The organism is Fulvimarina pelagi HTCC2506 (assembly GCF_000153705.1).
Taxonomy (GTDB): domain Bacteria; phylum Pseudomonadota; class Alphaproteobacteria; order Rhizobiales; family Rhizobiaceae; genus Fulvimarina; species Fulvimarina pelagi.
The window spans coordinates 3,106,601-3,128,103 of sequence record NZ_DS022272.1 but is presented as its reverse complement, the minus strand read 5'-3'; the positions used below and the strand labels follow the sequence as shown (position 1 = coordinate 3,128,103).

12 protein-coding genes are annotated in these 21,503 nt (G+C 63.3%); 8 read left to right on the top strand and 4 right to left on the bottom strand.

Features of this window, described 5'->3' with window-relative positions; genetic code table 11:
- Window positions 1-129 precede the first annotated feature (129 nt).
- Window positions 130-1,044, bottom strand: coding sequence for a hydrogen peroxide-inducible genes activator (locus FP2506_RS14575; protein ID WP_007068308.1), 915 nt, complete (start codon window positions 1,042-1,044; stop codon window positions 130-132).
- Between the two features lie 132 nt (window positions 1,045-1,176).
- Here FP2506_RS14575 and FP2506_RS14570 point away from each other — a divergent pair, with 132 nt between their 5' ends.
- Both FP2506_RS14570 and FP2506_RS14565 read left to right on the top strand, forming a co-directional pair.
- Window positions 1,177-2,739 (top strand): catalase, encoded by a 1,563-nt coding sequence (locus tag FP2506_RS14570; protein ID WP_007068307.1) that lies wholly within the window; start codon window positions 1,177-1,179, stop codon window positions 2,737-2,739.
- A gap of 335 nt (window positions 2,740-3,074) precedes the next feature.
- Window positions 3,075-3,875 (top strand): pyrroline-5-carboxylate reductase family protein, encoded by an 801-nt coding sequence (locus tag FP2506_RS14565; RefSeq protein WP_007068306.1) that lies wholly within the window; start codon window positions 3,075-3,077, stop codon window positions 3,873-3,875.
- A gap of 136 nt (window positions 3,876-4,011) precedes the next feature.
- Here FP2506_RS14565 and FP2506_RS14560 read toward each other — a convergent pair whose 3' ends face one another.
- From FP2506_RS14560 to FP2506_RS14550, 3 genes are all read right to left on the bottom strand, one after another.
- Window positions 4,012-4,818: an FAD binding domain-containing protein gene (locus tag FP2506_RS14560; protein ID WP_007068305.1), complete on the bottom strand. Its 807-nt coding sequence runs from the start codon at window positions 4,816-4,818 to the stop codon at window positions 4,012-4,014.
- A gap of 137 nt (window positions 4,819-4,955) precedes the next feature.
- A complete protein-coding gene (locus tag FP2506_RS14555) occupies window positions 4,956-7,301 on the bottom strand; it encodes a xanthine dehydrogenase family protein molybdopterin-binding subunit (protein WP_007068304.1) in 2,346 nt (781 codons plus the stop codon).
- A 110-nt stretch (window positions 7,302-7,411) separates the two neighbouring features.
- Complete coding sequence (locus tag FP2506_RS14550) at window positions 7,412-7,903, bottom strand: (2Fe-2S)-binding protein (RefSeq protein ID WP_040489167.1); 492 nt, start codon at window positions 7,901-7,903, stop codon at window positions 7,412-7,414.
- A 581-nt stretch (window positions 7,904-8,484) separates the two neighbouring features.
- On the opposite strand from FP2506_RS14550, the gene FP2506_RS14545 reads away from it, so the two are divergent.
- The 6 genes from FP2506_RS14545 to pgi all read left to right on the top strand — a co-directional run bounded on the left by FP2506_RS14545 (window position 8,485) and on the right by pgi (window position 21,500).
- Window positions 8,485-10,389, top strand: coding sequence for an autotransporter assembly complex protein TamA (locus FP2506_RS14545; RefSeq protein WP_007068301.1), 1,905 nt, complete (start codon window positions 8,485-8,487; stop codon window positions 10,387-10,389).
- A gap of 3 nt (window positions 10,390-10,392) precedes the next feature.
- Window positions 10,393-16,956 carry a translocation/assembly module TamB domain-containing protein gene (locus FP2506_RS14540; RefSeq protein ID WP_007068300.1) on the top strand — a complete coding sequence of 2,188 codons (6,564 nt, stop codon included), beginning with the start codon at window positions 10,393-10,395 and terminating at the stop codon, window positions 16,954-16,956.
- A 136-nt stretch (window positions 16,957-17,092) separates the two neighbouring features.
- Window positions 17,093-17,674, top strand: coding sequence for a dioxygenase family protein (locus FP2506_RS14535; protein WP_007068299.1), 582 nt, complete (start codon window positions 17,093-17,095; stop codon window positions 17,672-17,674).
- A gap of 193 nt (window positions 17,675-17,867) precedes the next feature.
- On the top strand, window positions 17,868-18,080 hold the full coding sequence (locus tag FP2506_RS14530; RefSeq protein WP_007068298.1) for a hypothetical protein: 213 nt from the start codon (window positions 17,868-17,870) through the stop codon (window positions 18,078-18,080).
- Window positions 18,081-18,182: 102 nt separating this feature from the next.
- Window positions 18,183-19,547, top strand: a complete 1,365-nt coding sequence (locus tag FP2506_RS14525) for an NAD-dependent succinate-semialdehyde dehydrogenase (RefSeq protein WP_007068297.1) — start codon at window positions 18,183-18,185, stop codon at window positions 19,545-19,547.
- 330 nt (window positions 19,548-19,877) lie between these two features.
- The gene (gene pgi, locus FP2506_RS14520; RefSeq protein WP_007068295.1) at window positions 19,878-21,500 is read left to right on the top strand and encodes a glucose-6-phosphate isomerase; all 1,623 of its coding nucleotides are present in this window, start codon (window positions 19,878-19,880) and stop codon (window positions 21,498-21,500) included.
- The last annotated feature ends 3 nt before the right edge of the window (window positions 21,501-21,503 follow it).

Here is a 21,503-nt window from a genome sequence, read left to right as displayed (position 1 = left end):
AATGGCTATGGCGCGCCCGTTCGCAAGCGACGATCATAGCAGGATGTGGACGTAGCGAGGCGCTTTTTTCGTGAAGTGGCAAGAGGGGCGGACACAGCATTCCAAAGGGCCGGAAGAACGACAATCCATTCAAGTTTCCCCGTCTGTCTCGGGCGGGCCGTCCGCCGCTTCTCGCAAGACGCGGCCTAACGCTTCGAAATCCCTGAAACGCGCCGTCGTCGGACGGAACGCCAGCGCAAGCCGGCGATAAGGAACGGGGTCCTGAAACGGAAGGACCTCGAATCCGCCGCCGCGCGTTTCGTCCGCAATGGCGATCTTAGGGATGAGCGTCGCGCCGAGACCGCCGGCGACCATCCGAAGAATGGTGGTCAGGCTCGTCGCGCCAAGAGTCCCCAGTTCGGGTCCGCCCGCAAGCCGGCAGACATCCAACGCCTGAGACCTCAAGCAATGGCCCTCTTCGAGAAGAATGATCCGTTCTCTGTTGACGATAGTCGCCGGAACGGGGTTCGGCAGGCGAACGGCGATCTCGGGCGGCGCGGCGAGGAAGAAGGGATCGTCGAAAAGCTGCAGTGTCTGCAGGTCCTCATCGCCGAGCGGCAGAGCGACAACCGCGCAATCGATATCGCCCCGCTTGACGTCGGCGATCAGCCGCTCGGTCATGCTCTCGCGCACCTCGCATTCGAGTTTCGGAAAGCGGCCCGAAAGAAGCGGCAGCAAGCGCGGCAAGATGTAGGGCGCGACCGTCGCGATCATCCCGACCCGCAAATGACCGGAAAGGACGCCATCCCCTATGGCCGCGAGCCCTTCGAGTTCGCGAACGTCCGCCAGTATCCGCAGGACACGTTTCTCGACCAATTCGCCGTCGGCTGTCAGCGACACCCCGTTCGATTTACGGTGGAAGAGTGGGGTGTCGAAGAAGGCTTCCATCTGATGGATCTGCCCCGACAAAGCGGGCTGACTGATATTGAGTGCGGCCGCCGCACGGCCGAAATGCAATGTCCGGGCGAGAGTTTCGAAATAGCGGATCTGGCGCAGTGTGAGCATGCCGATAAGATAATCCTATCGCGCAACTCATCAAATATGATTGGCTCTTATCGACCAGCCTTTCCATATTCGGGCCGAAGCATTCCAGCCGTCGGGCACGACCTAAGACTGGCGATAACCAGGGAGGCCATCATGGCTGAACGAAACACTTTGAGAACTTCGGCGGGTGCGCCGTGGCCGAACAATCAGGACTCGCTGTCCGCCGGCGAGCGCGGTCCGCTGCTCCTTCAGGACTACCAACTGATCGAGAAGCTCGCGCACCAGAACCGCGAGCGCATCCCCGAGCGCACCGTTCACGCTAAGGGCTGGGGTGCCCACGGCAGGTTGGTGATCACGGAAGACATCTCGAAATACACCAAGGCGAAGTGCCTGCAGAAGGGTGCCGAGACGCCAATGCTCGCCCGCTTCTCGACCGTCGCCGGCGAATCCGGTGCGGCCGATCACGAACGCGACGTGCGCGGTTTCGCGCTGAAATTCTACACCGAGGACGGCAACTGGGACATGGTCGGCAACAATACGCCGATCTTCTTCGTGCGCGACCCATACAAGTTCGCCGACTTCATCCACACTCAGAAACGTCATCCAAAGACGAACATGCGCTCGCCGACTGCAATGTTCGACTTCTGGAGCCTTTCACCGGAAGCGGTCCATCAGGTGACGATCCTGATGTCGGATCGCGGTCTGCCGCAGTCGCCGATGCACATGAACGGCTACGGTTCGCACACCTTCTCGTTGATCAACGAGAAGAATGAGCGGGTCTGGGTGAAATTCCACTACAAGACCGAACAAGGCCACGACTTCTACACCAATGCAGAAGCCGAGAAGATCATCGGTCGTACGCGCGAGGGCTATCAGGAACGCCTCTTCAACACGATCGAGGAAGGCAAGTATCCGCGCTGGAAGTTCCAGATCCAGGTGATGACGGAAGAAGAAGCCCGTGAGTGCGCGTTCAATCCGTTCGACCTCACCAAGGTGTGGCCGCATGCCGACTATCCAATGATCGACGTCGGCTTCTTCGAACTGAACCGGAATGCGGACAACTACTTCGCTGAGATCGAGAACGCCGCGTTTTCGCCGTCGAATATTGTCCCCGGCATCTCGTGGTCGCCAGACAAGATGCTGCAGGCTCGTATCTTCTCCTATGCGGACGCGCACCGCTACCGCCTCGGAACCCACTACGAGACGATCCCGGTGAACGCGCCCAAAATCCCCGTTCACAATTACCATAAGGACGGTGAGATGAACATGTTCGGCGGCGTGCGCACGGGCAACGAGAACGCCTATTACGAGCCGAATTCGTTTTCCGATCAGGGCGCGGCCGTCGAGGATCGCTCTGCGCAGGAACCGCCGCTCGCGCTCTTCGGCGATGCCGATCGCTACGATCACAAGATCTACGACGATTACGGCCAGTGCCGCGATCTCGTGATGAAGGTGATGAACGAGGAGCAGCGCCAGCGCCTCTACCAGAACATGGGCGGCGCAGTCGCGGGCGTCACCAGCGATGCGATCGTCGAGCGCTGGCTCGGTCATCTGAAGCAGGTGCATCCGGACTACGAGGCGGGCGTTCGCAAGGCGATGCAGGAAGCTCGGGCCAGCGACGAGTACCAGCCGAACTCGCATCCGGTAACCGACGACACGCCGCAGGTGACGGGTGGTGGCGCTGGAAAGGACCAGGCGCAGGTGGCTGCCGAGTAATCGGCGCTTCCGCAATCGAGAAACCAAGAAGGGCCGGGGCGAAAACGCCTCGGCCCGTTTTGCGTTGGAAGGAGCCGAAACTTCGCTTTCTGTTCGACACCTCGTCACGCTGGAGCGGATGGAGCAGATGGAGAGGCACCTGCAAAAAGGCCACGCCGACAACCCTCAGCGATCGACACATCTTTTAAAGACCGAGCGAAAATCTTCACATGAATGGGTGACATTCGGAGAACACTTTGGCGTGGCTGGACCTCGCGCGCGGCGGCCCGTAACCTTCGCCCGCTTTCAGCGATCACTGGCAGAAAGCCGCCAGCACCGCCAACGAGGTCGAGACCATGCAAGAAACGATCGGCATTCTCGGCGGAACGGGCTGGCTCGGCCTTGCCCTTGGACTACGCTCCCTGACGCAGGGTGTTGTGACGGCCGGGCAGTTGGTCGTTGCGAACCGACGCGGCCCCACGAGCGATTACGATGCCTGGCCGGGTGTTACCTGGGCACGAAATCTAGGTGAACTTGCCGAACGATCGGATATCGTCGTCCTTTCGGTTCGGCCGGAGGATTACGCGGCTCAGAAGGCGCCGGCTTTTGCAGGCATCGTCGTCTCCTTCATGGCAGGTGTGCCCCTGGCACATCTTGAACGGAACTGGCCGGACGCACGCATTGTCCGTGCGATGCCGGGCGGCGGGGCACGCGAAGGTAACGCGCATGTGCCGATCTGTGCTGCTGACGGGATCGCGGATGCCGATCTCGACCTAGTCGAGCGGCTGCTCTCTGTCATCGGGACGGTGGATCGTGTCGCGAACGAACACGAACTGGCATTCCTCACGGCCCTCTCCGGATCGGGCGCCGCCTATCCAGCATTGATGGCAAAGGCGATGTATGATCGCGGGGTCGCCGAAGGCATCACGCCGGAGGTCGTATGGCGGGCCGTCACCTCTGTCGTCTGCGATGCGCCCAGCCTCTTACGCGGGTCGCCCGCCGAGGCCAGCCATATGCTCGAAACTCTAGAGGGTTATCGCGGGCCGACTGCCGCTGGAATCGAAGCGGCTCGCCTGGCCGGCCTCGGAAAAGCCATTGGCAGTGCACTCGATGCTGCGACCAAACGTGCCGAAACCATGCGGCCCGGCGAGAAGTAAAGTCCCGGGCCACAATCTGGCAGTCGCGCCATCACTCGAGAGCGAGACGCCGGCTTACCGAGGGTTAGAAATTCGCAAGTCGGAGATCAGCATGGCCCAGGTTGGCTTCGATGTCTGAGCCATGCCGTTTTTCTGATCAGCGCTTTGCGGACGCAACGGCGCGTTTTGTAACGACCTTGACGAGATTGGCGCGATAACCGGCCGAGCCGTGCATGTCGCCCATCATGTCGTTTGCCGATAATGAAAGCCCATCGAGTGCCGAGCCGTCGAAGTTGCTACCGAGGGCGCTTTCGGCCTCCTTCCAGCGGAAGACTCCGGCATTGCCTGCACCTGTCACGCCGACGCCGACCGAACCATCGGCGCGCTTTGCGACGAAGACACCTGCCATTGCGTAGCGCGAGGCGGGATTGCGGAATTTCTCCCAACCAGCAGCTTGAGGCGGTTCGAAGGAGACCGCCGTCACGATCTCGTTCTCTTCGAGCGCCGTCTCGAACATGCCTGTGAAGAAGTCGTCGGCCACGACTTCACGGGTATTGGTGTGGATCGTCGCGCCCATGGCGAGGAGCGCAGCAGGATAGTCCGCCGCTGGATCGTGGTTGGCGACCGATCCTCCGATCGTCCCCATGTGGCGCACGGCCGGATCGCCGATCAGGCCAGCGAGATAGGAGAGCGTCGGAGCGTGCTGCTTGACGGTCGCATCCGCCTTGATCTCGGCGTGGGTCGTGCCGCCGCCGATCTTCAGGCGCCCGTTTTCGAAGCTGATGCCCTTCAGTTCCGCAACGTGGCGCAGATCGATCAGCGAGGTCGGCATGGCGAGCCGTGCCTTCATGGTCGGGATCAGCGTCATGCCGCCCGACATCAGCTTGCCTTCGCCGTCGCTATCGCCAAGCAGCTTGACTGCTTCGTCGATGCTCGTCGGCCGTTGATAGGATGTTTCGTACATTGCAATTGGCCTCCCTTGGTGTCCCGGCCGGCTCCGTTGTTCCCTTGTGGCGGAGATGGAGCACTCGGCGCGGAACGCTGGTTCAAAAACCGAAGCATGATTGCGGCGGGTTCGAAACCCGCCGCCACTTTTGATCGTCAGTTCACGGCGTTGATCGCGTTCCAGACCTTTTCCGGGGTCGCCGGCATGGTCAGATCGTTGTTGCCGATCGCATCGGTGATTGCGTTCATGACCGCCGGCGGCGAGCCAATTGCACCGGCTTCCCCGCAACCCTTAAGTCCGAGCGGGTTGGTGGTGCAGGGCGTGACGAGCGTCTCGACCTTGAACATCGGAAGGTCCCAGGCGCGCGGCATGGCGTAGTCCATGTAGGACGCCGTTACCAACTGACCGGTCTCGTCGTAGTTGACGCCTTCCAGAAGTGCCTGGCCGATCCCTTGGGCTAGACCCCCATGGACCTGGCCCTCGACGATCATCGGATTGATGATGTTGCCGAAGTCGTCGGCCGCGACGAACTGGACGATCTCGGTGACACCGGTGTCCGGATCCACTTCGACCTCGCAGATGTAGCAGCCGGCCGGGAAGGTGAAGTTCTGCGGATCGTAGAACGCGCCTTCCTTCAGACCTGGCTCCATGCCGTCGGGGAGGTTGTGGCCGGTGTAAGCGCCAAGGCAGACTTCATGCCAGGCGAGCTTCTTGTCGGTGCCAGCGACCTTCACCTCGCCGTTCTCGATGACGATGTCACCTTCGTCGGCTTCGAGGAGATGAGCACCGATCTTCTTGGCCTTCGCCTCGACCTTGTCGAGCGCCTTGGAGATCGCCGAGCAGCCGACCGCGCCCGAGCGCGAGCCGTAGGTGCCCATGCCGAACTGCACCTTGTCGGTGTCGCCATGGACGATCTGAACATTGTCGACCGGTACGCCGAAGCGTTGGGAGACGACCTGGGCGAAGGTCGTCTCGTGGCCCTGGCCATGGCTGTGCGAACCGGTGAGGATCTCGATCGTGCCGACCGGATTGACGCGGACTTCGGCCGATTCCCAGAGCCCGACGCCGGCACCAAGAGAACCAACGGCCTTGGACGGCGCGATGCCGCAGGCTTCGATATAGCAGCTCATGCCGAGGCCGCGCAGCTTGCCGCGAGACTTTGCCTCCTGCCTGCGTCCCTCGAAACCGGCGACATCGGCGGTCTTCATCGCCGCTTCCATCGTCGCTTCGAAATCGCCGGTGTCGTAGTTCATGATCACCGGTGTCTGGTGCGGGAATTCGCGGATGAAGTTGATGCGGCGGAATTCAGCCGGCGACATGCCGAGTTCGCGCGCCGCCGTCTCCATGGTCCGCTCGATAACATACGTCGCCTCGGGACGGCCGGCCCCGCGATAGGCGTCGACCGGCGCAGTGTTGGTGTAGACCCCCTTCACGTTCGCGTAGATCGCCGGGATGTTGTACTGGCCCGACAGCAGCGTCGCGTAGAGATAGGTTGGCGTCGCGGAGGAGAACAGCGACATGTAGGCGCCGAGATTGGCGACGGTGTTGACCCGAAGCCCGAGGATCTTGTTGTTCGCATCAAGCGCCATCTCGACGTCCGAGACATGGTCACGGCCGTGCGCGTCGGTGAGGAAGGCTTCGGTGCGGTCGGACGTCCACTTGACCGGCACATGGGTGCGCTTGGAGGCCCAGAGGCAGACGATCTCTTCGGGATAGATGTAGATCTTGGCGCCGAAGCCGCCACCGACATCCGGCGCGATGACGCGCAGCTTGTGCTCGGGGGCGACATTGTAGAACGCGCTCATGACGAGACGCGCGACATGCGGGTTCTGGGACGTCGTGTAGCAGGTGTAGTGGTCTTCGGCCGAGTTGTAGTGCCCGAGCGCAGCGCGCGGTTCGATCGGGTTCGGCGAGAGACGGTTGTTGACGATGTCGAGCTTGATGACCTTCGCCGGGTTCTCGAAAGCCTTAGCCGTCGCATCGGCATCGCCGAGTTCCCAGTCGAAGCAGATGTTGTTTTCCGCTTCCGGATGAAGCTGCGGCGCACCGGCCTTCATGGCGTCCGGGCCGTTCACGACCACGGGCAACTCCTCGTACTCGATCATCACGCCTTCGGCGGCGTCACGAGCCTGGGCCTGGGTCTCGGCGATGACGATGCCGATAGGCTGGCCGACATAGCGAACGATCCCGTCGGCAAGCGCCGGATAGGCGCCCATCTTCATCGGTGAGCCGTCCTTGGAGGTAACCGCCCAGCCGCAGATGATGTTGCCGATCCCGTCGGCCTTCAGTTGCTGACCATCGAGGAATTCGATGAATCCGGGCATTTCCCGCGCGGCGGACGCGTCGATCGAGGTGATCTTGGCGTGGGCGTGCGGAGAGCGCACGAACGCAGCGTATTTCATGCCGGGAACCGACATGTCGTCGGTGTAGCGTCCCTGGCCGGTGATGAACCGACGATCTTCCTTGCGCAGAACCTTTGCGCCGATACCTTCGACACCCATTGGTGTACCTCCCTAGGATTTATAGCAGGAAAGCCGCGACATCATCGGAGCGCGGCGTTCGACCGAATTTCGTGCAGTTCGGCGACGCCCGTTTCGGCGTTGCCCGCCGATCACTCGGCCGCGACCTGCTGGGGTGTCCCCATCTTGGACGCCGCATCGAGAGCGGCCTTGACGATGTTATGATAGCCGGTGCAGCGGCAGATATTGCCGTCGAGCTCCTCGCGAACGGTCTCCTCGTCGAGATCTGATCCATGCCGGTTGATCATGTCGGTGATCGTCATGATCATGCCGGGCGTGCAAAAACCGCACTGCAGGCCGTGATGTTCCTTGAAGGCGGTTTGGACCGGGTTGAGATCCTGCCCATTGGCGATGCCTTCGATCGTCGTTACGTCTGACCCGGACGCCTGGACAGCCAGCATCGTGCACGACTTGATCGCTTTCCCGTCGAGATGGACCACACAGGCGCCGCATTGCGACGTGTCACAACCCACATGCGTGCCGGTGAGGTGAAGATTGTCACGCAGGAAATGGACCAGCAGCGTGCGGTCCTCGCACTCGCCGGACACCTTGCGCCCGTTCACCGTCATTGAAACTTGGCTCACTTGTTCCTCCCACTGAATGGCGCAGGCGGGTCAATTCTACCGTCCTGCATCAAATTCTTTCCCGCCGCGGTCGTAGCGCGGCTGTCCGCAGGCGAGCGTGCCGTCTTTCTTAGAATCATGCAAGACAAGCAAATCGCCGCGTGCGTCCGGTCCGGTCGCGGACATCCTGCGTGGGGAACACAAACTTGGGTATTGGACCTTCGTGCAGCATGGAACGATTCAAAGCTTCGACCCATGGCCGATGAAGAACAGGCCGGACGCGATCCGGTTGGTTCGAGCATTCGCCGGACCACCCTGTGACTGGTTCGGCACAAGCCTAAACGGAAGCGAAGCCGATCGGGTCGAATCGCCGCAAATTGATGCCGGCACCGGTTGTTATCTTTAACGGAATCGTTCCTTTTTGAAGGTGACTATAAAAGTTCGCCGGGATGGCTGCGTGGAAGATCGCCGCCGTCCGTATGACACATTATCGCCGCGGGGATACGGCTGGTGATCGGCGGGAAGCGTTATGAAGGCGCTGAGGGGGTAACCGCGTTTTGTGGATTTGGCGCAGCCAGGCCAGTCATGTGTTCGTTTGGTCGATGCTGGGATTCGCCGCGCTGACTCACGAGGCATCGGCCTTCGAGCTGTTCGGAATCAAGTTCTTCGAAAGCGAGGACGACAGCGACCTCGACGTCATCAATCCGCTCCAGTACACGGTCCGCATTGAGGTCACGCAGACGCCGGACGGCGACGCCGACATCGCCTCGACCATCGAGGACGCCTCGGTGCTCGCGGCCGACGAAGGCGAGCCGGTCGCAGGCTCCCTCGGTCTGATCGCCAAGGCGCGAACCGATCGCAAACGGCTCGTCGCTGCGTTGTTCGAGAACGCGCGCTACGACGGCCTCGTCTACATCTTCCTCAACGGCCAGAACATTTCGGACATCGAACCGGACACCAAGTTCAACGGGCCTGTCCCGGTACTGATCCGCGTCCTGCCGGGGCCGAAATACGAACTCGGCCGCGTTTCGGTGAACACCGGCGGCATTCCTGTCAATCCATCCGAGTATGGCCTCGAACGGGGCGGTTCGGCTTCGTCCGTCGACGTTCTGGAAGCCGAATCGAATATCTATCGGGAACTTCGAGAAGACGGCCGGCCCTTCGTCGCCGTCACCCGGCGCGACATTCTGGCGGACGCTGCCACCGACACGCTCGACTATCTGACCGAAATCTCGCCCGGCCCGAGGGTGCCGTTCGGCGAGACCTGGGTTTCGGGCCCCGAAACGGTCGATCCGGGCTTCGTCGCCTACATGACAGGCATCTATGCCGGCGAAGTCTTTTCGCCGGAAGAGCTCGAACAGGCTCGCCAGCGCCTCGTTGATCTCGGCGTCTTCTCCTCCGTGGTCGTCAAGGAAGCGAAAGGCCAGGCGCCCGACGGCAGCCTGCCTGTTCAAGTGACCGTCGCCGAGCGTCAGAATTTCGGCTTCTACGGCCTCGGCGCCACCTATTCGAACACGCAAGGTGCTGGTGCATCGGGCTATGTCGGCTACCGAAACCTCTTCGGCCGGGCCGAGAATATCCGCCTTGACGCCTCGGTCTCACGGATCGGTGCAACCGCCGTTTCCGGTACGGCGCGGGACCTTGAAGGCATCGACTTCTCGACTTCGCTGGTGTTCGAAAAGCCCGGCGTCCTCGGCCCGGATTCGGTCTATATCGGTTCGATCTCCGCCGGGCGCGAGCAGCCCCTCGCCTATGATCGGCTCTTCGTCAACGCCACCAGCGGCGTCGAATACGAGATCGACGAGAACCAGACGCTGAAGGTCAGCGTGAAGGGCGAATACGAGGAGATCACCGATTTCCTCGATACGCGCGAATATCTGATCGGTTCAGTGCCGACGGTCTATACCTTCGACAATCGCGACAATGAGCTCAATCCGACAGAGGGCTTCTTCGCCGAGGCGCGGCTGGAGCCCTCCTACGGCATCAACACCTCGACCTTCTTCCTGACCTCGCGGCTCGACGGTCGGACATATTATTCGCCGCTCGAAAGCGATCGTCTCGTGCTGGCCGGCCGGCTCGGCTACGGCACGGTCTTCGGCGCTGATCTTCAGGACGTACCGAACGATCGGCGCTTCTATGCTGGCGGCGGCGGCTCGGTGCGCGGCTACGAATTCCAGTCGATCAGTCCGTATTTTCCGTCGAATGCTGGGCCAGGGCAGAACGAGATCTTCGAGGATACGCCCCAAGGCGGGCTTTCGCTGTTCGACGGCTCCGCAGAGGCGCGCATCGGCGTGACCGAAAACATCCAGATCGTGCCCTTTGTCGATTTCGGCGTCGCTTCGGAAGACCTCGTCCCGGACTTCGGCGACGTGAAGATCGGCACCGGCATCGGCGCTCGATATCTCACCAATTTCGGTCCGATCCGCGTCGACGTCGCAGTGCCACTCGATCCGGGCCCGCGCGATGCCGACTTCCAGTTCTACGCAGGCATCGGACAGGCTTTTTAAGACATGACCGTAGTCGCCCGCTTCCTCTCGATCGCCGCCGGCCTTCTCGTAGCGGCTGCTCTCCTCGTACCGCGACCTGCCTCCGCACAGGAGTTTCTCGCGAGCCAGATCGAGGGACTGATCAATTCCGAAACGATGACCGTCGAGATCGACGGATTGTCGGGCGCGCTGACGGGCAATATCCGGATTGAGAACGTGACTGTGTCCGATCCGCAGGGCGTTTTCCTGTCAGCGAGCGATCTCGCCATGGACTGGTCGCCCTTGTCCTTGGTCCGCTCGAACGTCAATATCGAGAACCTTACTGCCGGCCAGATCGTACTCGAGCGTCTGCCGGTCGGTCAGCCACCGGCAGTGGAAGAGGAAGAGTCGGAAGGCGGCTTTTCCTTCCCCTCGATTACCGCGGATATCGGCAATTTCGCCATCGAGGAATTCGTCATCGGCGAGGCAATCGCGGGTACGCGGGCCCGACTTTCGGCCAGTGCCTCCCTGTCGCTTTCGGACGACCCGGTCAATCTTGCGGTAGACGCCAATATCCAGCGGCTCGACCAACCAGGACAGATCGTCCTCGATCTCGGCTTCGCGCCCGACGAAAACCAACTGACCGTCGACATCCAGGCGAGCGAACCGCAGGGCGGCCTCGTCGCGAGTCTGCTGGACATACCGGACCGGCCGGCCGTCGAACTTGCCGTCAATGGATCGGGTCCCCTCTCGGACTTCATGGCCAACGGCGCCCTTACTGTCGGCGGCGAACAAGCCGCCTCGCTCACAGCGCGCGTGAACGAGATCGACACCGGACGGCGGGTGAACCTCTCGCTCTCGGTCGCCGCGGCGCGCTTCGTGCCGGAGGACTATGCCCGCTATGTCGAGGGCGGCGCCAACATCGACGCACAGGTCGTTCTCTACAACGACGGCACTTATGGCATCGAACAGGCCGAAGTCGCCTCCGACGTGATCCGGCTCAGTGCGCAGGGAGCGGTCGATCCGAGCGGCGCCGGCAACGATCTGGACATCGCCATCGCCTCGGCAGGCCAAGGCGCGCTCGACCTCACCTTCGGCGACGCGAACCTTACCATCGCCGAGCTCAACGCGGCCATCGAGGGCGCACTCTCCGATGCCCGGCTCGACATCTCGGCGACGCTGCCCGCGGGCGGCTATGGCGACTATCAGGCCGAGGGCGTGAACGCGTCCGTCGAAAGCCCCGGCTTCAACCTGATCGGGCTTCAAGGCCCCGTTGAGATCGTCGCGACTGCGGACGACTTCTCGGCACCGGAGGGTATTCAGGATCGGGTCCTCACCGCCCCCCTCCGGATCGAGGTCGCCGGCGCGCTCACAGAGAACGGGCTGCGCTTCGATTCCTCGACCGCAACGACCGAGACGGCCCGGTTGAACGTTCAGGGCACCGCCGCGCTCAACTTCTCGACCTTCGACCTGACGCTTGACTCGACCTTCCAGACTTCCGCCATCTCTGCTGCTCTCCTGCCGATCGCCGGCGAGGAGCTCGGACTCGACGGCCAGGTCGCGCGCACCGAGACCGGCGGCTTCCGGGTCTCGAACCTCGCGCTCGATTCCACCGGGCTCTCGGTGGCTGGCAATGCGGCGCTCGAAAACGAAACGGTCTCGGCCGACATCACTGGCCGCTTGAGCGAAGCCTCCAACGTCAACGCCTCGTTGTCCGGGACGGCCGAATTCGCCTTTCAGGCGAGCGGTTCGGTCGACCAGCCGAATATCGACCTTTCAGTCGACGGCAACCAGCTCTCGATCAACGGACAGGAACTCGCCGATCTGACGGTCCGCGCCCGCGGCACGCTCGCCTCGGACGCCCCGACGGGGACGGTCGAGATCGGCGGCACCCTCGACGGCGCGCCGCTCGAAGGTCGCGCCGAATTGCGCACGCTGGCGAACGGCGACCGCGAGATCGTCGATCTTCTCATCCGCCAGGGCGAGAACCGGGTCACCGGCGATCTGCGTCTCACGGAAGCCTTCGCGCCGGTCGGCGCTCTCAACGTCGCGATCGAGGATATCGGTCCGCTCGCGGCCCTCGGCGGTCTCGAAGCGGCTGGCGACATCAGCGGCACCATCGGCCTCGATCTCGACGCAGACGATACGCCTGTCGCCCGGCCCGACATCACCGCGAACAGCCTCTCCGTTGCCGGCACGACGCTTCAGGGCGCGGATATCGATCTCGATGTCCTCGATTATCTCGGTACGCCCTTCGCCACGGGCTCGGTCACGGCCAACACGATCGATACCGGCGCAGTCGCCGTCACCAATCTCGACGTCGATCTCAGCCGCGAGGGGGAATTCAACGCTCTCGCCGCCACTGCCCAGGCGAACGGCGTGCCGATCGATCTCGGCGCGCGGGCGCGCTTCGCGCCGGAAGAGACCGCCCTCGCGATCACGCGGCTTGTGGCGGACATCCCGCAGGCGCGCGTTCAGCTGGAGGACACGGCCAGCGTCACCATCGCCGACGGCGTGACAAGCCTCGACGGTTTCACGCTCACCGCCGGCGAGGGCTCGCTCAGCCTCCAGGGCAGCGCCGGCGAGACCCTTGATCTCGACTTCGCCATGAGTGCCGTTCCCGCCGCCGTCGCTGGGCCCTTCGTCGAAGGCGTCGATCCGTCCGGCACGATTTCCGGCACGGCGCAGGTGCGCGGCGCCTCGTCAAATCCGACTGCCGCCTTCGACATCCTGGCGAGCCAACTCGCCACGCAGCAGTTGATCGACACCGACGTGCCGCCGGTCGATCTTCGCGCCAGCGGGCGCTACGCGGACGCGGTTCTCTCGCTGACGCAGGCCAACACCACCTTCGGCGACGGCTCACTCACCGCCTCAGGCTCGATCGGGGAAAGCTACGACCTGACGGTCAATCTCGACTCGCTTCCCGTCGGTCTCGCCAACGGCTTCGTCGACGGGCTCAACGCCAGCGGCGACATCTCCGGCAATGCCCGGGTGACCGGACCCAGCAACGATCCGAACGCCAGCTTCAACCTCACCGGCACCGGGATCACGACGCCGGAGATCGCGCGTGCAGACATCCAGCCGCTGACCCTCGATGTCTCCGGCGATTATGCGGAGGGCACGGCGACCATCGAACGGGCCGAGATCGCCGCGGGACCAGCATCGCTCTTCGCCTCGGGTACCGTCGGCGAGACGCTCGATCTGGAAGCCCGGCTCGACCAGTTTCCGGTCGGCATCGCCAACGCCTTCGTCGAGAACTTGAACGCGACCGGCACCCTGTCCGGCACGGCGCAGGCGACGGGTCCGCTCGGCGATCCGAATGCGACCTTCGACATCCAGGGCGCCGGGATCACCACAAGCGAGATCGTCCAGTCCGGAATCCAGCCGCTCAGCCTGCGCCTTGCCGGCTCCTACGGCGAGGGAACCGCGACGATCGAGACCGGCGTCGTCAATGTTGGCGACGGCTCGCTGAACCTGTCGGGCACCGTGGGTCAGGCGCTCGACGTCGATCTTTCCATCAACCGCCTGCCGGTCGGGCTCGCCAACGGCTTCGTCGAGAATCTTGACGCCTCGGGCACGATCTCTGGTCAAGCACGCGCCACCGGCTCGATCTCCGATCCGACGGCGGAGTTCTCACTCGAAGGCCGGCAGATCACCACCGCAGCACTTGCGGAAGGCGGCATCGAGCCGCTCACACTCGATGTCGCAGGCTCCTATGCGAACCAGACCCTGCAGCTGAACCAGGCTGAACTCGATGTCGGCACCGGCTCGCTCACGGCTTCGGGTACGGCGGGAGAGACCCTCGATCTCGATCTGGCAATCAACCAGTTGCCGGTCGGGCTCGCCAACGGCTTCGTCGACGGGCTCGGCGCCGAAGGCACGATCTCAGGCACCGGAACGGCGACTGGCTCGCTGTCCGATCCCAACGCCGAGTTCTCGCTCCAAGGTCGCGGCATCACGACCGCCGACATCGCCCGCTCGGGCATCGCACCGCTGACGCTCGATGCGGCCGGCTCCTATGCGGGAAATACGCTGACGCTTGAGACCGCAGAACTCGAAGTCGGCTCGGGCTCGCTGACCGCCTCCGGGACGGTAGGAGAGAATCTCGATATCGACGTCGATATCAACCAGTTGCCCGTTGGCCTCGCCAACGGCTTTGTCGAGGGACTTGGCGCGGAGGGCACGATCTCCGGCTCGGCCTCCGCCACCGGCTCGTTGTCCGATCCGAACGCGGAGTTCGACCTTTCCGGAACGGGCATCACCACACGCCAACTGCGCGACGGCAATGTCGACCCGCTGACGCTCGACGCCTCGGGCAGTTATGCCGGTGGCACGCTGACGCTCGCCAACGCCCAGCTCGACATCGGCTCGGGCTCGCTGACAGCCTCCGGCACGGTCGGCGAGACCCTCGATATCTCGGCCCAGCTGAACGCGCTGCCCGTCGGTCTCGCCAACGGCTTCGTCGACGGCCTCGGCGCGCAAGGGACGATCTCCGGGACCGCGCAGGCGACCGGCCCGGTCTCCGATCCGAATGCGACTTTCGATCTTCAGGGCTCGGGCATCACGACGACGCAAATCGCGCGCTCCGGAACGGCGCCGCTCTCCTTCGACGCGGCCGGCTCCTATGCCGGCGGCACCGTCCAGATCGAGACCGCTCAAGTGGATGTCGGCGCCGGCTCGCTCAGCGCGTCCGGCACGGTAGGCGAGACCCTCGACGTTTCCGTCGACATCAACCAGCTGCCGGTCGGCCTCGCCAACGGTTTCGTCGACGGGCTCGGCGCACAGGGCACGCTCTCGGGTTCCGCCCAGGCGACGGGCTCGGTTTCCGATCCGAACGCCAATTTCGACATCACCCTCGACAATGTCTCGGTCGCCCAGAGCCGCTCGGCCGGCGCGCCGCCGATCGACGCCGACATCGCGGGCAGTTATGCCGCACAGGCGGTCGATCTCAGCCAGGCGGTGTTCAATGTTGGCTCCGGCACGATCACGGTCGCGGGCTCGGCAAGCGCCGGCAATCTCGATCTCGACGTGGATATCGCGAACCTGCCGGCCTCCATCGCCAGCGCTGCGGCGGCCGGCGTCGATCCGCAGGGCACGATCAACGGGTCCGTCGTGGTCGCAGGCTCGCCGAGCGCACCGTCTGTCCAGTACGACATCAGCGCGACCGGCGTCTCCGTCGCCCAGACCCGAAGCGCCGGCGTCGGCGCGCTCGCCATCGATACCAGCGGGACCTTCGCCAACAATACGGTGACGACGGATACCAGCGTCACCGGTTCGGGCATCGCGCTTAACGCCAACGGCACGGTCAACCTTTCCGGCGGGCCGACGCTGAACATCGCCATCGACGGTACCGCGCCGCTCGAACTCGCCAATCGCACGCTCGCCGAGGGAGGACGCTCGATCACCGGCACGGTCGCGATCGACGCGATCGTCTCCGGACCGGCGACCCAGCCAAACGTAACCGGCACGATCTCCACCTCCGGCGCGCGCTTCGTCGACGCGACGGCCAATCTCATCGTCCAGAACATCACGACCACGATCACCCTGAACGGCCAGACGGCGACGATCAGCGCGTTTTCCGCAAGCCTCGGCCAGGGCGGCACGATACAGGTCGGCGGCACGGTCGGCCTGACGCCGCCGTTCAACGCGGACATCTCGGTGGTCCTCAACCAGGGCCGCTACACCGACGGCGAAATCGTGACCGCAAGTTTATCGGCCGATCTCTCGATCACCGGCCCGCTCACGGACGGACCTACGATCGCCGGCGATATCACGGCAGAGGAGATCAACATCCTCGTTCCGGAGAACCTGCCGAGCTCGCTCGCGCGGATCGACGTCACCCATGTCAACGCGCGGCCAGCGGTCTACCAGCAGCAGCGGGAGATCAATCCGGAAGCGGCAGAGGGCTCCTCCGGCGGCGGGGGCGTCAATCTCGACATCACCTTCAGCGCGCCGAACCAGGTCTTCGTACGCGGCCGCGGCCTCGACCTCGAACTCGGTGGCACGATCGAAATCACTGGCAGTTCCGCCGATCCGCAGATCACCGGCGGTTTCGATCTGATCCGAGGCCGCTTCGGCATTCTCGGCCGGCGGCTCGATTTCGAAGAAGGTACCCTCACCTTCACGGGCAATCTGGTGCCGACGCTCGATCTTCTCGCTCGCTCCGATGCCGGCGAGGTGACCGTCTTCATCTCGGTCACCGGCCCGGCGGACGATCCGAGCTTCACCTTCTCCTCCAATCCCGTCCTGCCGCAGGACGAGGTGCTGGCGCGGCTGATCTTCCAGCAGGGCACCAGCGATCTCTCGCCGCTGCAGATCGCCCAGCTCGCCGAGGCGGCCGCCTCGCTCGCTGGCGTTGGTGGATCGACGGGCCTCCTCGAGAACCTCCGCTCGCAGCTCGGCGTCGACGATCTCGACATCACGACGACGGCGGATGGCGAGACGGCCGTGGGCGCCGGCAAATACATCAACGACAATATCTATCTCGGCGTCGATTCGACGGGCCGCGTTTCGGTCGACCTCGATCTCGGCGCGGGTCTCAAGGCGCGCGGCTCGGTGAATGCCGAGGGCAGTGGTGAAGTCGGCGTCTTCTACGAGGGCGAGTTCTAGCGCTTCGCCTTGCGGCGGCGCGTCGACGCATCCACCGGCGGGTCCGCGCGTATCTGTGTTATCATCGAGGACGAGGGCTGACCGGACTGATCGTGTCAGCCCGCGACCCCGATACCGTCACGGAGCGCGACCCAAAATGGCACCACGCGACCTCAATCGCCGCCTGTTTACGGCCGGCCTCGTTACCGCCATCGCGATGCCCGCCGTGGTGCGCCGCGCCCACGCCGACAATCTCTATCTCGCCCAGACGCCCTCCTGCGGCGGCGATACGCTGACGCCGGTTCAGACGCAGGGACCGTTCTTCTCTTCCGGCTCGCCGCGAAAGTCGGACATGACGCGCGACACTGCGGGCGGTCAGCCGATCCTCCTCTACGGCCAGGTTCTCGGGCAGGACTGCCGGCCGGTCGCCGGTGTAAAGCTCGACTTCTGGCAGGCCGACGCCAACGGCAATTACGACAATTCCGGTTTTCGCCTGCGCGGGCACCAGTTCTCGGACGCCAATGGCCGCTGGCGTCTGGCAACAATCCTGCCGGGCCTCTATCCCGGCCGAACCCGGCACATCCATGTCCGCGTCCAGCCGCGCGGAGGCCGGATCCTGACCACCCAGCTCTATTTCCCGCGCGTGCCCCAAAACCGGCGGGACGGGATCTTCAGCAGCGAACTGCTCGTCGCCTTCGATCCGAGCGCCGGCCGCGGCAGCTTCAACTTCATCGTCTGACGGCACCTTCTCCAAACACGGTGGAAACCGAAACGCGGCGACCGCGACCGGTTCTGCCTGCGCACTGCCGCGCGCCATTGGCTGGCTGCCGTCTCGGCTTCGAACCCTTTCCCGATCCCTCGCGTTGGGCCTTCAGACAAAAATGACCCGTGCGGTTTGAGCCGACGGGACGACAGAAGAAGGAGCGCTCCCGATGAGCGAGACCATCCGTTTCGAACACCCCGAACACGGCACTTACAGCAATCCGGCGGCGGTCACGGCCGATGCAAACCTTTCCGTCGCCGAGAAAAAGACCATTCTCCACGAATGGAAGCAGTCGCTCGAACAGGTCCTGAAAGACGATCCCCATGCCGAGGGTGCGAAGGATACGCGAGCCCAGATCGATGCGGCGGAAGGCACGCTCTGATCTGCTGGACGGATTGTCGGGGTCGGACTGTTTCCGGGAACATCGACCTGGATCGGCCCGGCCGATCCCTAACTTGAGACAAGAGTTCAAGCGAGGCGCGCTATGCCGACAAGCATCAATCCTGCAACCGGCGAGATCATCGAGGAGTATGCCGAGCATTCCGATGCCGACATCGATCGGGCGATCGCCAATGCCGATCTCTGCTATCGCGACTGGCGCACCTCGAACCTCGACGACCGCTCCGCCCTCCTCAACCGGATCGCCGACCAACTTGAAACCCGGAAAGAGGAACTTGCCGGGATCGCGACTCAGGAGATGGGGAAGCGGCTGAAGGAAGCGGTCGCCGAGGTCGAGAAATGCGCCATGGCCTGCCGGTATTACGCCGAGCACGGCCCGGCGATGATCGCCAACGAAGATCGGCCCGGCGGCCCGGCCTCGGAGAACTTCGTCGCCTATCTGCCGATCGGGCCGATCCTCGCGATCATGCCCTGGAATTTCCCCTACTGGCAGTGCCTGCGATTCGCGGCCCCCGCGATCATGGCGGGCAATGTCGGGCTGTTGAAACACGCCTCCAACGTTTCGCGCTGCGCGTTGGAGATCGAGCGCGTCATCCTCGATGCCGGCGGACCGCAGGGACTGTTCCAGACAATGCTCGTCTCCTCGAAGAAGGTCGACGGCATTCTGAAGGATCCCCGCATCCGCGCCGCGACACTGACCGGTTCGGAAGGCGCGGGCTCCGCTGTCGCCGCGACCAGCGGGCACGAGATCAAGACGACGGTTCTCGAACTCGGCGGCTCCGATCCGTTCATCGTCATGCCGTCTGCCGATATCGACAAGGCGATCGAAGTCGGCATCACCGCCCGCATGCAGAACAACGGCCAGAGCTGCATCGCGGCCAAGCGCTTCATCGTCCACGAGGACGTCTACGACCGCTATCTCGAAGGCTACAAGGCCAAGGTGGAAGCGATGAAGCTCGGCGATCCGATGGAGACCGGAACCGATATGGGCCCGCTTGCCCAGAAACAGGGCGTCGAGGACCTGAAGTCCCAGGTCGAACAATCGGTCGCGGCGGGCGCCAAGCTCGTCACGGGCGGCAAGGCGCCGGAAGGTCCGGGCTTCTTCTTTCAGCCTTCCATCATCGCCGAAGTCCCGGAAAACGCCCCGGCCTATCGCGACGAGCTGTTCGGCCCTTGCGCCATCATGTTCAAGGTCGGCTCGATCGACGCGGCGATTGAACTCGCGAACGATTCGGATTTCGGCCTCGGCGGTTCGGTTTTCACACGAGACAAGGCCGAGCAGGAGCGGTTTATCCGCGATCTCGACACCGGCGGCACCCACATCAACCGCATGACGGCATCTCATCCCGCACTGCCCTTCGGCGGCGTCAAACGATCGGGTTATGGACGCGAACTGTCACACGAGGGCATCAGGGCGTTCATGAACGCCAAAACCGTCACACGCGATTGAGCCTGAACGCTTTCAAGACCGGGCTCCTGTGCCCGGCCTCTCATCGCCAAAGACTTCCGACAAGTGCTTGATCTCGTGTCCTTTCCAGAAACGACTCGAGGCGCAGCAGTAATATTGGCGTTTTGTCGTGCGAACTCTCCCGCTGAAAAAAGTAGCATATGACGCAGCTGATCGCATCGACGGCAACGATGTTCACGGCTTAGATGGGCGTCTCGACGACCGCTTCGGCTTTGTCGCATTTCATGAACCGCTCCACGATCGGGTAGGATTGGATCATCGCGCGTGATACTTCGTCGGACCATGACGCGCAGCCAAATGAGGGAGTGAGCCTTGTATCCCGACGCGATCGCGACCGCCGCAGCCCGTGCCGAGAAAATCGGCATACAATCCCTCTTCAAGGCCGATCCGAAACGGTTCGAGGCGATGTCCTTTCGCCAGGACGATCTTCTGCTCGATCTTTCCAAGACCGCGATCGATCCCGAAGCGCTCTCTGCACTGATCGATTTCGCCCGTGAAAGGAAGGTTGAAGCCAAACGCGACGCCATGTTCGCCGGGGCGAAGATCAATGAAACCGAGGGGCGGAGCGTTCTCCATGTGGCCCTCCGCGCCAAACCGGGCGACGGCTTCAAGGCTGATGGCGAACCAGTCGGCGACGCGGTGCAGGCAGTCCGATGGGAAATGACGCTTTTTGCCGACGCCATCCGCAGCGGTGCGGCCCATGGCGCGACCGGCAAGGCTTTCACAGACGTCGTCAACATCGGCATCGGCGGATCTGATCTCGGCCCGGCCATGGCGACGCTGGCACTCGCTCCCTACCACAACGGGCCGAATGTTCATTATGTCTCGAATGTCGACGGCGCACACATTGCCGACACGATCACTGGCCTCGATCCCGAGACGACACTTTTTATCGTCGCTTCGAAAACGTTTACGACCGTCGAAACGATGACCAATGCCCGAACGGCACGAGACTGGATCGTCGCGAAACTCGGCGAGGATGCGGTCGAGACCCATTTTTCGGCGGTCTCGACGGCGCTCGATCAGGTCGAGGCGTTCGGCATTTCCGAAGACCGCACCTTCGGCTTTTGGGATTGGGTTGGCGGACGATACTCGATCTGGTCGGCCATTGGCCTGCCGCTGATGATTGCGATCGGGCCGGAGAAGTTCCGGGAGTTTCTCGCTGGCGGGCACGAGATGGACGAGCATTTCCGCTCGGCGCCGCTCGGCGAGAACTTGCCCATTCTCCTCGGACTCGTCGGTTGGTGGCACCGGGTTGCGATGGACTGCCCGACACGGGCGATCATACCCTACGACCAGCGGCTCTCGCGCTTTCCAGCCTATCTCCAGCAACTCGATATGGAGTCGAACGGCAAGCGCGTCGGACTCGACGGAGAGCCCGTCGCAGTCTCGGGCCCGGTTGCCTGGGGTGAACCCGGCACCAACGGCCAGCACGCCTTCTTCCAGCTGATTCACCAAGGGACGGACGTCGTTCCCGTCGAGTTTCTCGCTGCGGCGAACGCGCATGAAAGCGAGAAGATGACGGTCCACCAGGACCTCCTCCTTGCAAATTGCATTGCCCAGTCGGAAGCGCTGATGATTGGGCGCACTCTGGAAGAGGCGCGTCGGCAGCTTCTCGATGGCGGCGCGACACCGGACGAAGCCCAGCGGATCGCGCCTCACAGGGTGTTTCCGGGAGAGCGGCCCTCGGTGACGATGCTTTATGCACAGCTCGACCCTCGCACCCTTGGCCGGCTGATCGCGCTCTATGAACATCGTGTCTTCGTCGAAGCGCAGCTTTTCGGTATCAACGCATTCGATCAATGGGGCGTCGAACTCGGCAAGGAGCTTGCCAAGAATCTCGTTCCCGTCGTGACCGGAGAACAGGACGCCGGGAGTCGCGACGGCTCGACGCGTGGCCTCGTCGCGGCGATCCAGACCATGAGAAGGACGTAAAGC

Bases quoted from the DNA above. Each gene is read 5' to 3' on its own strand.
- FP2506_RS14570 (WP_007068307.1), top strand. From the start codon at position 1,177: ATGGCTGAACGAAACACTTTGAGAACTTCGGCGGGTGCGCCGTGGCCG.
- FP2506_RS14525 (WP_007068297.1), top strand. From the start codon at position 18,183: ATGCCGACAAGCATCAATCCTGCAACCGGCGAGATCATCGAGGAGTAT.
- FP2506_RS14545 (WP_007068301.1), top strand. From the start codon at position 8,485: ATGCTGGGATTCGCCGCGCTGACTCACGAGGCATCGGCCTTCGAGCTG.
- FP2506_RS14530 (WP_007068298.1), top strand. From the start codon at position 17,868: ATGAGCGAGACCATCCGTTTCGAACACCCCGAACACGGCACTTACAGC.
- FP2506_RS14540 (WP_007068300.1), top strand. From the start codon at position 10,393: ATGACCGTAGTCGCCCGCTTCCTCTCGATCGCCGCCGGCCTTCTCGTA.
- FP2506_RS14575 (WP_007068308.1), bottom strand. From the start codon at position 1,044: ATGCTCACACTGCGCCAGATCCGCTATTTCGAAACTCTCGCCCGGACA.
- FP2506_RS14555 (WP_007068304.1), bottom strand. From the start codon at position 7,301: ATGGGTGTCGAAGGTATCGGCGCAAAGGTTCTGCGCAAGGAAGATCGT.
- FP2506_RS14535 (WP_007068299.1), top strand. From the start codon at position 17,093: ATGGCACCACGCGACCTCAATCGCCGCCTGTTTACGGCCGGCCTCGTT.
- FP2506_RS14565 (WP_007068306.1), top strand. From the start codon at position 3,075: ATGCAAGAAACGATCGGCATTCTCGGCGGAACGGGCTGGCTCGGCCTT.
- FP2506_RS14560 (WP_007068305.1), bottom strand. From the start codon at position 4,818: ATGTACGAAACATCCTATCAACGGCCGACGAGCATCGACGAAGCAGTC.